Genomic DNA, 13,053 nt, shown 5'->3' on the forward strand with positions numbered 1-13,053 from the left:
CCTCAATTCGCATGCCGCGGGTTGAGCACATCGCGCAGGTGGTCGCCCACCAGGTTGATGGCGATGATGGCCAACGCCAGCGCGATACCGGGAAAGAACGAAATCCAATACTGGCCCGACAGCAGGTATTCAAAGCCGTTGTAGATCAGCATGCCCAGCGACGGTTCCGTCACCGGCACGCCGACACCCAGGAACGACAGCGTGGCTTCCAGCGCGATCGCGTGCGCCAGGTCGATCGTGGCGATCACGATGAGCGGCGGCATGCAGTTCGGCAGCACGTGCCGGAACAGCACGCGCGACCACGACAGCGACATGCAGCGCGCCGCCTCCACATATTCCTTGCCGCGCTCGACCAGCGCCGCGCCGCGCGCCGCCCGCGCAAAATACGCCCACTGCACGACGATGAGCGCGATGATCACCTTATCCACACCCTTGCCCAGAATCGCCAGAAGCATCAGCGCGACCAGGATCGCCGGGAACGACAACTGGATATCCACAACCCGCATCAGCAGGGCATCGATGCGTCCGCCAAAATAGGCGGCAATCAGCCCAACCGTCGCGCCAATGCCGAAGGCGGCCAGCACCGACACCGTGGCCACCATCAAACTGGTGCGCATGCCGTACAGAATGGCGGAAAAGAGATCGCGCGCCTGGCCGTCGGTTCCTAGCAAGTAGCGCATCGAACCATCCCCGCTTTCGCTGCCAGGCTTGAGCTTTGAATCCATGATGTCCAGGCTGGCCAGATCGTACGGATTCTGCGGCGCGATCCAGGGCGCCAGCAACGCCGCCCCCACGATCACGATCAACATCACCAGCCCCAGCGTGGCGAGCTTGCTGGCGAAGAAATCCGACACGAAGCGGCGCCAGGGCGTCTGCTCTTTCGTCGGGGCCGGGGGCGAGGCGACGGTGGCGGGCGAGTTCATCGGCGGCTATCCAAACGTACGCGGGGGTCCAGCACCGTGTAGATGATGTCCACCACCAGATTCAACATGACCAGGAAGAACACGATCAGCAGCAGATACGCCACCACCACCGGACGATCCAGGTTAATGATGGAATCGATCAGCAGCTTGCCCATGCCCGGCCACGAAAACACGGTCTCGGTCACGACGGCAAACGCCATCACCTGGCCGAACTCCAGGCCCGCCACCGTCACCACCGGAATCAGGATGTTCTTGAGCAGATGCACGCCCAGCACGCGCTTTTCGGACAGGCCCTTGGCGCGCGCGAACTTGATGTAATCCATGGGCAGCGCTTCGCGTGTGGCGGCGCGCGTCACGCGGATGATCATCGCGCACTTGGCGAAGGCAATGGTCGCTGCAGGCAACACCAAGCTAAGCCAGCCATCGAACGTCAGCACGCTCAACTGCAGCGAACCGAGGCTGACCGTGTCGCCACGGCCGCCGGCCGGCACCCAGCCCAGCATCACCGCGAACACCATGATGAGCATCAGGCCCACCCAGAAGTTCGGCAACGAGAACCCCAGCACCGAGCCCGTCATGATCGCTCGCGAACCCACTGCTGCAGGTTTCAGACCGGCCAGAATGCCGAGCGGCACGCCGATCAGCACCGACAGCAGCATCGCCACACAGGCCAGCTCCACCGTTGCGGGCATGCGTTCCAGGATCAGGTGCATGGCCGGCTCGCCGGTCAGGAAACTGTTCCCGAAATCGCCGCGCACGGCCTGGCTCATGAAGATCAGGTACTGCCGCCACAACGGCTGGTCCAGTCCCAGCGACGCGCTAATCGCGGCGCGTTGCGCCTCGGTCGCTTCGGGACTGGCCAGCATCGAGACGGGATCGCCGACCATGTAAATGCCGGCAAAGACCAACGCCGACATGACGAGCATGACGACGATGGTCTGCAGCAGCCTTCTGACAATGGTTGCAAGCACGAGAGATCGCCCGGCGCGCTTACTTCTTCAGCGTTGCGTTCTGCGCCAGCGTGACCTGGTCCGGACGGCCCTGGTAGCGGATGTCGTTCTTCATGGCCCAGACCGACAGCTCGAAATGCACGGGCAGCATGGCGAAGTCATCCATCGCGATATTGCTGGCCGTCGACAGCAGTTCCGCCCGCTTGGCGTCGTCCATCGTGGACGAGGCCTGCTTCACCAGCTCGTCCATCTTGGGATTGGAATAGCGGCTGCGGTTCGTCGTGCCCTGGCCGGCTTCCGGATTGCGCGTCATCAGCAGCGACGTCAGCGCGTTGGACATTTCACCGCTCGTCACCGACCATCCCGCCAGATATGCCGAGAACGAATAGCTGTCACGGTTCTTGAAGAACACCGGGGGCGCCATCGCGTCCACGCTGGTCTTCACGCCGATGCGCGTCCACATCGATGCAATGGCCTGCGCCACCTTCGAATCGTTGACATACCGGCCGGACGGAGAGCCCAGCGTGATCGAAAAGCCGTTCGGATAGCCCGCTTCCTTGAGCAGCGCCTTGGCCTTTTCCACATCGGCCTTGGGCGCCTTCGAGTGTTCCTTGCTGGCGCCAAACATTGGATACGGCAGCAGGTTGCCCGCGGGCAGGGCGACACCGCCCATCACGCGTTCGACCAGCGCATCGCGGTTGATCGCCAGCGACAAGGCCTCGCGCACACGCTTGTCCTTCATCGGATTCTTGTCGGTGCCTTGCACGCCGGGCGACGGCTCCGCGTACTGGTCCAGCGCCACGTACACCACGCGCACCGACGGCGTTTCCTCGACAAAGAGCTTCTTGTCGGACTTGAGCTTGGGCAGGTCGTCGGTGGGAGGATCTTCGATCATGTCGACGTCTCCCGCCAACAGCGCGGCAACGCGCGCGGCCGCGTTGCTGATCGGGCGGTAGACCACGCGATCCCATTCGGGTTTCTTGCCCCAGTAGTTGTCGTTGCGCGCCAGCACGAATTCCGCGCCGCGCTTCCAGGACACGAACTTGTAGGGTCCGGTTCCGATCAGGCCATCGCCGCTGTTCAATTCGGTCGTCGTCTTGCCTTCCGCAGCCGGGCCCGACGCGGCCTTTTTCGACAGGATGGGCAACTGCGCCAGATTGACCAGCAGGTTCGGCGCGACTTCCTTGGTGGTGATGCGGATGGTCATCGGATCCACGGCTTCGGTCTTGGCGACGGACCCCAGATACAGCGTGAACGGCGACGGGCTGTTCGGCACCTTCGGGACGCGGTCATACGTGAACACGACATCCTCGGCGGTGAAGGGCGTGCCATCCGAGAATTTCACGTTCGGCCGCAGCTTGAAAGTCCAGACCTTGCCATCCACGGTCCACGATTCCGCCAGCGAAGGCTGCGGCTTGAGTTGCGCGTCCGTGGCAACGAGCGTATCGAAAATGGTTTGGGAGATCTGCGTGTTCGGGGTCAACGCGTGGTATTGCGGATCCATCGACGAGGGCTCGGTCTTCAACCCGATCACCAGGTCGCGAGCCATGGCCGAACTGTATGTGCCACAGGCCATCACCACCGCGGCAGCGCCGCAGGCCAATACACGCGAAAACCGAGATGCCATCGTGATCTCCCAGAGTTGTTTCGGGTTTTGAACCTCGGGGCCACAGTAACCAGCAAACAACGCGCCGCGCAACAGTTATATTCCCCTATTGTTTAGCCCTGTCTTCTGCCCCTGATATGTCCGCCTACGCCCCCATCGCCGCCATCGCCACCGCCCCCGGAAGAGGCGGCATCGGCGTCGTGCGCATTTCTGGTGCGGACCTGTCCGGATTGGTGCGGCGCCTGTTCCAGCGCGATCTCACTCCCCGCCATGCGCACTATCTCCCCTTCAAGACGGTGGACGGCGAACTGCTGGATGAAGGCATTGCCATCTACTTTCGTGGGCCTCATTCCTACACCGGCGAAGACGTGCTGGAACTGCAGGGCCACGGCGGCCCGGCCGTGCTGCGACGTGTGCTGGATAGCTGTCTGGTCGCCGGCCGAGATCTGGGCGTGCGATTGGCCGAACCCGGCGAATTCACGCGCCGCGCGTTTCTGAACGACCGCATGGATCTGGCGCAGGCCGAAGCGGTTGCCGACCTGATTGAAGCGTCGTCCGTGGCGGCCGCGCGCGGCGCCATGGCGTCGCTGTCAGGCGAATTCTCGGCGCGTGTGAACGACCTGTCCGATCGCATCATTCATCTGCGCATGCTGGTCGAGGCGACCCTGGACTTCCCCGAAGAAGAAATCGACTTCCTGGAAAAGTATCAGGCCCGTCCGACGTTGGACGCGCTGGCGAGCGATCTTTCCGCATTGATTGCGCAGGCGCGGCAGGGCGTCATCCTGCGCGAAGGCCTGCATGTGGTGTTGGCCGGCCAGCCCAACGTAGGCAAGTCGAGCCTGCTCAACGCGCTGGCCGGCGACGACATCGCCATCGTCACGCCCATCGCCGGCACCACGCGCGACAAAGTGGTGCAGGAAATCCATATTGATGGCGTGCCGCTGCACATTGTCGACACGGCCGGCCTGCGGGAAACCGAAGACACGGTGGAAAGCATCGGCATTGCCCGCACCTGGCAAGAGATCGAGCGCGCCGACGTCATCCTCCATTTGCAGGATGCCACCCAGCCAGGCGACGAGCTGGACGCGCAGATCACCGCGCGGCTGCCGCCGCGCACGCCGGTGCTGAAGGTGTTCAACAAGGTGGATCTGTTGCCCGAGCCCTTTTCCGCCGGCCCCGGCGAACTGGGCATCTCGGCCAAACGCGGCGCCGGCCTGGATGCGCTTCGCGCGGAACTGCTGCAAATTGCGGGCTGGAATCCGGGTGCGGAATCGCCTTGGTTGGCGCGCGAACGTCATTTGCATGCGTTGCAGGAGGCGGCGGAGCATCTGGAACTGGCTGCCGCGCATGCCAGCCAGGATGACCGGGTGTTGGACTTGTTTGCCGAGGAACTGCGGTTGGCGCATGACAGCTTGTCGAGCATCACTGGCAAGTTCACCAGCGATGATCTGCTGGGGGAGATTTTCTCCAGTTTTTGTATTGGGAAGTAGCGGTTTCATTGCGTGCACAAAGCCGCGTCCTGCCGCAATCCAATGGAAACCTGCAGTCTGACTGAAACCACCTGACGAAGATCAAAACTCGTTGGGCTGGGAGTGTCTATTGTCACTTAACCGCATCCACGCCTCTCTGCGAAATCACCAGTCTGGTTTTCAGCGGCACGGATCGCGCACGCGTCGCGACGATAGCCACAACAACCCCGATACCCACCGGAGGAGACCCAGCACGATGGATGTGAACTTCGACGACTACCATTACTTCCCCACCCTCCGGGCGCGACAAGCGGAGCTTAAGGGCTTGGAGATGCTCGATCCTGCCCGCAAAGCGAAAATCATGCCCATCCTGACTTTGGGCAAGTGGCGCAATGCACAGGACTTCGGCAGGGGCGCGGAAAAGGCGCAAGAGGCCATGGGCGGTCTTCCCTACTTTCTCGACCTCACCACCGACGCAACGCACTTACCTGAACAACAGAAAGCTTTGCGCGACCGAACCGGCGCTTTTGGTGCATGGCGAGAGTTTGCAGCCACGTATCCAGGTGCAATCCCCGTCGTTCAAATCAGTTCAGACTCCGGCGTTCGTGACGTCATCAAGCAAGGCCAGCAGATCGAACGAACGTGGGGAAGGGTGGCGTTCCGAATTCGTGACTTCGACGCACAGACGTCAATCGTCGTGAACGCGCTAAGCGCGCTCGACGACGCCAGAAGTGCCATAGTGTTTATTGATTGCCAATACGTACGCGAGGCGATGACCGCTTACACGACGGCATGCATCCACACCATCAATCAAATACGTGCCGAATTCCCGGAAGTCGTGATCTCGGTGTTAGCCACCAGCTTTCCCTCTTCAACAATTCCGTACACGGATGACGACGGAAAAAGCCGAGGATCCATCGGAATCCTCGAGCGCCAGTTGCATGCCCGCATTGGTGGCGACACGGTTGCAGTATATGGTGACCACGGCTCGATTCATTCGGTCGTCTACGACGCTGTGCCGGCGGTAATGAAGATCGTTCCCCGCATCGACTATCCGCGTGAACTAGAGTGGTCATTCGAAAGGCGACCCAGAATCAAAGACCTTGAGGAAGGTTATCGATCAGCGGCGGAGGCGATTCTGGACGCAGACCACGACATTGGCGCCAGGAAAATTTGGGGTGAATCCAAAACCGTCGATACGGCAAAAGGCGATCCATATGCCCGCGCAGCAGGCCCCTGGATTGCGGTGAGGGTCAATATTCACCTCGCCCGACAAATAGATTTTTCCGAGGCCATTGCCAGCGGTGCCATTAGCCATGGTGAAGACGACGACCTATAAAGCGGCGACCTTACGCGGAATCGCGACCGGCGCGGACTGCTGAATCTTCAGGAGGTATTGCGCCATGCGGGAAAGGGGATCGGCGCAATCGGATCCCCGCAGCATTCCCTTTTTTCGCTCTTGCAGGTTGTGAATTCGTTGCGCCCGCCGCTTCATGTATGACAGCACATACGCACGCACAACCTTCACGGGAACACTGTCGATTGCCTGCACCAGTTCGCCGCGAGTACCAACTGCGCGTATTTCATTCATACGCAAGAGCGCCCGCAACTCGTCGACCGGCAAAAAGCTGACCCAGCTTTTTTTCGAGGATATGCTTCGGGCGCGTGCCCGTCGGACGATGCGCATCGATCCATCACCTTGAGCTTCCCAGATCCCTACGCCACTCGGCGCCACCGCTTCGACACCTGCGAGGTGCTTTGAGGCGCACACGATCGTCACGTGTTCAAAAAGGAGCAAATAGGTTTCCAACTGGCCTACCAATCGATCGAGCGTGTCGCGGCTGCTTTTGATTTCAAAAACTGCCAGCTTGCCGTTAGCCATCACAAGATCCGCTCGACGCGAAAAGTTATCGAGGAATAGCTCAGAAATGAATGACGCGTCTGCGCCTGCCGGGGAGGAGGCCAACCGCGTTATCAGTGAATTGCGGATCTCTACTTCTGTCATGGCCCTGTATGGTTCGATTGCAAGAAAGAAAGTTCCTTGCGTAGCCCGCGCTAAATTTTACGAATCATAGACTTTCTGGCAAGAGCTATGCGATACGCGGAAGCACTATCTGGGGCAATTTTCGCGTTCTCAACACTCTAACGCGCTGCGTTGACCGACACCGCTTCTTTCTGTCCTATCCTGCGCAGCACCTGACTTGCAACGGTCGTTAGGTCTGCTCACCACCATCGTTCGCGTTCGGCTATTGGAAAAGCGAACATCACCAGGACGAAACGATCGCGCACGCCGCACTGAATTCCTTTCGGGATATTCTCGATCACGTCGACCGCGAAAAAGCCTGGATTGTCTCGCCGTGAATAAGAATCCCCTCGCACTTCTTATCCGCGTCGCCCTCGCCGGCGACGTCCCCGCCCTCGAGCGCATCGTCCGCGACGCGTACACCCCTTACATCGCACGCAACGGCGCCACGCCTGGTCCCATGCTGGACGACTATCCGGCGCGCGTCGCGCAAGGCGTGGTTCACGTCCTGGAATCGGAAGACGGCATCGAAGGCCTCATCGTGCTGATTCCAGAAACCGACGACAGTTGCATGTTGCTGGACAACATCGCCGTATCGCCAACCGCGCAAGGCAAGGGCCACGGCCGGACGCTGCTGCAGTGGGCCGAAGACGCCGCGCGCCGCGCCGGCTTTTCACGCATCCGGCTTTACACCCAGGAAGTGATGAGCGAGAACATCGCCATCTACACGCGGCGCGGCTATGTGGAAACGCATCGCGCCACGGAGATTGGGCTGAAGCGCGTCTTCATGCAAAAGCCCCTTGATTAATGGGCTCTTGCAAAACTCTCAAATATCCAAAGAGCCGATTCGGAAATATGAGCTTTTACTCATAATTTATCGGCCTGCCTTTTCTGGCCTTAAAATGCGCGGCGATCCTGTTTTTCGCCAGCGATTTCGCATAGACGGACTCCGGCCGGATGCGCTGCGCAATGACGTACCCCGTCATGCACGCCAGCATCAACGGCAACATGACTTCATAGCTCAGCGTCATCTCGAAAATCATCAAGATCGACATCAGCGGCGCATGCGTGGTGGCCGCCAGCAGCGCGCCCATTCCCACGACGGCATAACTGGACACCGCCGACAAACTGCCGGTCGGAAACAGGCCCTGCAGCGCAGTCCCGTACAAGGCGCCCAGCGCCGCCCCCACGAACAAGGTCGGCGTGAAGACTCCACCTAGAGCGCCGGACCCGACACTGGCCGCCGTAGCCAATGTCTTGAGCAACAGCAGTGCGGCTACCGCCTGCCACGCCCAATCCGTATGCAATATGCTGTTCACCACGCTGTAGCCGTTGCCCCACACCGCGGGATCGATCACGGACAGCGCGCCGACAACCAGCCCGCCTACCGCCATCCTCACCCAGATCGGAAACGGCAACCGGCGAAACGCCGCGCGGGACAAGTCCAGAAATCGCAGGAATTGGGGCGCGGCCAGACCTGCAATCAGGCCAAGTCCCAGGTAATTGATCACTTCCCACCCCGACACGAACTCGAAATGCGGCATCTGAAAGACCGCGTCGTAGCGCAGCACCTGGCGCGTCACGATGTTGGCGACCACGGAAGCGACGGCCAGCGGCACCAGCGTCGCCGTTGAAATCACGCCGTACACAATCTCTGAAATGAACACCGCGCCGGCAATCGGCGCGTTGTATGCGGCGGTGATGCCCGCCGTCGCGCCGCAGGCCACCAGCAGCCGGAGATGGCGGGGCGGCAAGACCAGATAGCGGCCCGTCAATGATGCACACATTGCCGCCAGTTGCACCATCGGTCCCTCGCGGCCGATCGATGCGCCGGATCCGATTGAAAAAATCGAGGACAGGCTGCGCGCGACCGTCTGGCGAAAGCCGATGACGCCACGGCCGATCGAGATGGCTTCCATATAGTCGGCTGCCCCCCGCCGGGGCAGCCATCGGGTGGCAGCCTGCAGGATCAGGCCGGCGATCGCGCCCCCGGCCGCTGGCATCAGAAACCGCTGCCAGGGGTCCAGCCCACGCGCCAGCGACACCATGCCGTGGGGAACCTCGTCGCCCCCTACCAATAATTGCATCCAGCCAAGCAGTTCGCGAAACACCACCGTTGCCAGCGCCCCCAGGGCGCCAACCAACGCGGCCGCACACAACGTCAAGGCTAAATTTTCCGCCAAAAGTCCGCGTTTCAACCGCCTGGCCCAGGCCGGTCGGCGCAGTTTCAAGTCGCTATCCATGGCCGGATTCTACGGCGGATCCTGCTCACTTTTTGTTCAGCGCACCGTCAACAAACCGCTCAGGTCACCCCTCGAATACCCGATTCCAATCGCCGCGTAGCGGCCCGTTTTGGGGCGCTGCAAGGGCAAAAATCCGGGTAGGCGTAGGGCGGTTTTCCGGAGTAAAAGGGCGCTTCCCGGGACCCAGTTGCCAAAAATGCCCTGTGGATAACTCCTAAGTAGCGCGCTTGTGCACATGTTGTGGAGGCAAGTTGAACAAGCAGGGGTTTCGGACGCGGTCCAAAATCTTGTCCAACTTCAGCTTTTTTCCCACACAGAGTTCTTGCACAAGCAAAAACGGACGCAAGGCAATGAAAAGAAAGAGGTTTTCAGGGTTAAGGTAGTTATCCACAGCCCTTATTAATCATTAGTCTTTATATAAAGAAAAAAAAAGGAAAAGCCAAACATGCTTTCCCATTCCGCCCATCCACCGCCCCCCGGACTGCGTCCATGCGTATCCTCCTGATCGAAGATGAAGCTGAACTTGCCCGCTGGCTGTCTAGAAGCCTGGCCAGACATGCCGGCTTTGTCGTGGAATGGGCTGATGACGGACTTGTCGCCGAAAGAAGGCTGGCCGTCGAAGATTTCGATGCGGTCATCCTGGATCTCGGACTTCCCGGCATGGATGGCCATACTTTGCTGGCGAAGATTCGCGCGCGGGACGACCGTACGCCGGTGCTGGTCTTGACCGCGCGCGATTCACTGGCCGAGAGAATCGGAACACTTCACGAGGGAGCGGACGATTTCCTGCCGAAACCCTTTGTTGTGGAAGAGTTGGAAGCGCGATTGATTGCGCTGATTCGCCGCAGCCGCGGGCGCGAACATCCGCGCCTCGCGCTGGGAAACCTGGTTTTTGAAACTTCCGCGCAGAAATTTACGGTCAATGGACAGCCTTTGCAGTTATCCCCACGTGAACATGCGGTCCTTCGGGTGCTGATCCAGAAAAGCGGCGAACCCATCAACAAGCAGCAGATCCTGGACCGCATCCTCACGGACGATGCCGACATCAACCTGGAAGCCATCGAGGTCCTGGTTCACCGATTGCGCAAAAAATTGGCGGAAACTGGTGTGCAGATCGTGACCATGCGCGGCATGGGCTACTGCCTGGAGAACCTTGTTGACAACTAGAAGTCCGCAAAACAGCGTTGATTTTTCGGCGAAAAAACGCGCCCGAACGCTGAAAACGCAGTTGCTCTGGTGGCTGATTCCGACTCTCGTCTTCGTGATGATGGGTGCGCTCTGGCTGTCCAACCACCAGCTGCGCAACCAGGTCGACAATGCCTACGACCGGTCTCTCGCCGGCGCGCTTCGCGCGATCGACCACAACATATCCACAGCCAGCGGTGGATTAGCCATGGAGCAGCCCTACCTGATGCTTGAATTTTTCGAGCTGACGGCCAATGGCAGCGTGTTCTACCGGGTGGCAACCGAAGACGGGCTGGCCGAGATCGGCCATCCCGGGCTGCCTCTGCCGGAGCAGCCCCTCGTGTCGGGCGAACCGCGGTTTTTCTACGCGACCTACCAGGGCCAGCCCGTCCGGGTGGCGGCATTGGCCCGGCCCATGGATCCGCCGCTGTATGCGAACCAGGGCGGCCGGGTGATCGTGCAGGTCGCGGAGGGCCTGGAAAGCCGTCAGGCGTTCCTCCACAAGGTTTTGGTGCGGTCGGTGGAGCGGGACCTTGCCGTGATCCTCATCAGCGTCCTGGTGATCATCCTGGGCGTTTTCATGGCCCTGCGCCCCCTGGAGCGGCTGCGTCAGGAAGTCAAAGGACGCTCTGCAGACGATTTAAGCCCCGTCAGCGCGTCCGACATGCCGGGGGAGGTCCTACCCCTGGTGGCAGCCGTAAACCTCCATATGGCCCGTTTTGCGGCCTTGGGGAGGGTGCAGGCGCAGTTCCTGGACGACGCGTCGCACCAATTGCGCACGCCCTTGTCCGTTTTGCGGACCCAGACCGCCTATGCCCTGCGCGAAACAGACCCCCAGGAGGTCCGTACAGCCCTTCTGGCGATGCAAGAGGGGTTGGACAGGGCCGTACGCACCACCAACCAGATGCTCGCGCTGGCGCGCGCTAAAGACGCTTCTCTGGCCGAAGGCGGTTTGGCGCCCGAATCGGTGGACCTGGTGGACCTCGCGGACGGGGTGATCCGTACCCAATTACCCAATGCCCGAGGCCGGCAGTTGGACATCGGCCTGGAGGCGGACTGCAGGCCGGTTGTCGTCGGCGGGGCGGAGTGGCTGTTGCGGGAAGCGGTCAGCAACCTGGTCGACAACGCCATCCGCTATGCGTGCGCCGGTGGTGTGGTCACCGTCCGGATCGAGACCGGCACAGACCAGGCCCGGCTACTGGTGGAAGACGACGGCCCGGGCATGTCGGACGAGGACATTGCCCGGGCGTGCGTACGCTTCCGGCGAGGCGCGGCAGGCAAGAACACCACCGGGGCCGGCCTGGGCCTGGCGATCGTGGGCACCATCGCTGAAATCCTGGGCGCCCGGCTCGTGCTCGAGAACCGGGTGGGGCAGCCGGGCCTGCGCGCGGCGTTGGTGTTTACCCTGCAAACGGGACCGGATGCTGCGCCGCGTCACGAAATCGGCCGAAATTGAAAGCTTATGGAAAGCTTCGGTTTTGTACGGTTGCGTCCACTGGAGCCGCTGGACGCGATCATTCGCCGTAGCCGCTGCCAGCGATACCTAGACCTATAAATCCTGGAGACGCAAGAATGCAGACGACCCTGAAGCTGCGCATCGCAGCCATGGCGGCGCTTGGCGCCATCACCCTGTCCCTCGGCGCGGCCCATGCGGCCGATGAACCCCGCCGCCCGGAGTGCATTGCGCCGGCGCAGCCTGGTGGCGGATTCGACCTGACGTGCCGCCTGGCCACCGAAGGCCTGAAGCAGAGTGGGGCGCTCAAGAGCGCCATGCGCATCGTCTACATGCCGGGCGGCATTGGCGCGGTGGCATACAACAACATCGTGGCCCAGCATCCGAATGAGCCGGGCACCATCGTTGCGTTCTCCGGCGGCTCGCTGCTCAACCTGGCGCAGGGCAAGTTCGGCAAGTACAACGTCAACGACGTGCGCTGGCTGGCCGCGATCGGCACCGATTACGGCGTGGCCGTGGTGCGCAACGACTCGCCGTACACCGACCTGAAGAGCCTGATGGACGCCTTCAAGCAGGATCCGACCAAGATCGTGCTGGGCGCGGGTGGCACCGTGGGCAGCCAGGACTGGATGAAGGCGGCGCTGACAGCCAAGGCGGCGGGCGTGGACTTCAAGAAGATGCGCTTCGTCGCCTTCGAAGGCGGCGGTGAGGCCGTGACGGCGCTGCGCGGTGGCCATATCCAGGCCTACATGGGCGATGCGGCCGAAGCATTCACGATGCTGGAAGGCGGCGCCCCGATTCGCGTGCTGGCGGTCTTCAACGACCAGCGCCTGCCGGGCAAGCTGGGTTCCGTGCCCACCGCCAAGGAACAGGGCTACGACATCGTCTGGCCGATCATCCGTGGCTTCTACGTGGGTCCCAAGGTGTCTGACGCCGACTACCAGTTCTGGGTGGACGCGTTCAACAAGACGACGGCCGCACCCGAGTTCGAGAAGCTGCGCCAGCAGCAGGGCCTGTTCCCCTTCAACAAGACCGGCCCCGAACTGGACGCCTACGTCAAAAACCAGGTCAAGCAGTACGGCGAACTGGCCGACACCTTCGGCCTGATCAAAAAGTAAGCCGGCCGCAAGGCCCGACCCCCGATCGCGCCCGCCAGGGCACACCTGCCGCCATTTCAGGCCGGCGGCAGGTCCCGCTGCGC

11 protein-coding genes are annotated in these 13,053 nt (G+C 61.4%); 6 read left to right on the forward strand and 5 right to left on the reverse strand.

Annotated features, from left to right (window positions below; translation table 11 throughout):
- Positions 1 to 2 precede the first annotated feature (2 nt).
- Genes AC6CIE_RS26755 through AC6CIE_RS26765 form a run of 3 tightly spaced genes read right to left on the reverse strand, consistent with a single transcriptional unit; the run spans position 3 to position 3,500 of the window.
- Complete coding sequence (locus AC6CIE_RS26755; RefSeq protein ID WP_218342479.1) at positions 3 to 923, reverse strand: ABC transporter permease; 921 nt, start codon at positions 921 to 923, stop codon at positions 3 to 5.
- A complete protein-coding gene (locus tag AC6CIE_RS26760) occupies positions 920 to 1,894 on the reverse strand; it encodes an ABC transporter permease (protein WP_498094773.1) in 975 nt (324 codons plus the stop codon). Before AC6CIE_RS26760 ends, AC6CIE_RS26755 begins: the two co-directional genes overlap by 4 nt.
- 19 nt (positions 1,895 to 1,913) lie before the next feature.
- Entirely contained in the window at positions 1,914 to 3,500 is a 1,587-nt protein-coding gene (locus AC6CIE_RS26765) for an ABC transporter substrate-binding protein (RefSeq protein ID WP_218342480.1), read from the reverse strand.
- Between the two features lie 116 nt (positions 3,501 to 3,616).
- On the opposite strand from AC6CIE_RS26765, the gene mnmE reads away from it, so the two are divergent.
- A complete protein-coding gene (gene mnmE, locus AC6CIE_RS26770; RefSeq protein WP_498094775.1) occupies positions 3,617 to 4,969 on the forward strand; it encodes a tRNA uridine-5-carboxymethylaminomethyl(34) synthesis GTPase MnmE in 1,353 nt (450 codons plus the stop codon).
- A 235-nt stretch (positions 4,970 to 5,204) separates the two neighbouring features.
- Positions 5,205 to 6,287 carry a beta family protein gene (locus AC6CIE_RS26775; RefSeq protein ID WP_498094777.1) on the forward strand — a complete coding sequence of 361 codons (1,083 nt, stop codon included), beginning with the start codon at positions 5,205 to 5,207 and terminating at the stop codon, positions 6,285 to 6,287.
- On the opposite strand, the gene AC6CIE_RS26780 is transcribed toward AC6CIE_RS26775, so the two are convergent.
- Positions 6,282 to 6,953 carry a sce7726 family protein gene (locus AC6CIE_RS26780; protein WP_498094779.1) on the reverse strand — a complete coding sequence of 224 codons (672 nt, stop codon included), beginning with the start codon at positions 6,951 to 6,953 and terminating at the stop codon, positions 6,282 to 6,284. The genes AC6CIE_RS26775 and AC6CIE_RS26780 overlap by 6 nt on opposite strands.
- A gap of 352 nt (positions 6,954 to 7,305) precedes the next feature.
- Here AC6CIE_RS26780 and AC6CIE_RS26785 point away from each other — a divergent pair, with 352 nt between their 5' ends.
- The gene (locus tag AC6CIE_RS26785) at positions 7,306 to 7,779 is read left to right on the forward strand and encodes a GNAT family N-acetyltransferase (RefSeq protein WP_498094781.1); all 474 of its coding nucleotides are present in this window, start codon (positions 7,306 to 7,308) and stop codon (positions 7,777 to 7,779) included.
- A gap of 55 nt (positions 7,780 to 7,834) precedes the next feature.
- Here AC6CIE_RS26785 and AC6CIE_RS26790 read toward each other — a convergent pair whose 3' ends face one another.
- On the reverse strand, positions 7,835 to 9,214 hold the full coding sequence (locus AC6CIE_RS26790) for a ClcB-like voltage-gated chloride channel protein (RefSeq protein ID WP_498094783.1): 1,380 nt from the start codon (positions 9,212 to 9,214) through the stop codon (positions 7,835 to 7,837).
- A gap of 489 nt (positions 9,215 to 9,703) precedes the next feature.
- Here AC6CIE_RS26790 and AC6CIE_RS26795 point away from each other — a divergent pair, with 489 nt between their 5' ends.
- From AC6CIE_RS26795 to AC6CIE_RS26805, 3 genes are all read left to right on the forward strand, one after another.
- On the forward strand, positions 9,704 to 10,381 hold the full coding sequence (locus AC6CIE_RS26795) for a response regulator (RefSeq protein ID WP_056566075.1): 678 nt from the start codon (positions 9,704 to 9,706) through the stop codon (positions 10,379 to 10,381).
- The gene (locus AC6CIE_RS26800) at positions 10,371 to 11,855 is read left to right on the forward strand and encodes a sensor histidine kinase (RefSeq protein ID WP_498094785.1); all 1,485 of its coding nucleotides are present in this window, start codon (positions 10,371 to 10,373) and stop codon (positions 11,853 to 11,855) included. Before AC6CIE_RS26795 ends, AC6CIE_RS26800 begins: the two co-directional genes overlap by 11 nt.
- A gap of 149 nt (positions 11,856 to 12,004) precedes the next feature.
- On the forward strand, positions 12,005 to 12,970 hold the full coding sequence (locus AC6CIE_RS26805; protein ID WP_239215877.1) for a Bug family tripartite tricarboxylate transporter substrate binding protein: 966 nt from the start codon (positions 12,005 to 12,007) through the stop codon (positions 12,968 to 12,970).
- Positions 12,971 to 13,053 lie beyond the last annotated feature (83 nt).

The organism is Achromobacter sp. GQ309, assembly GCF_059759315.1.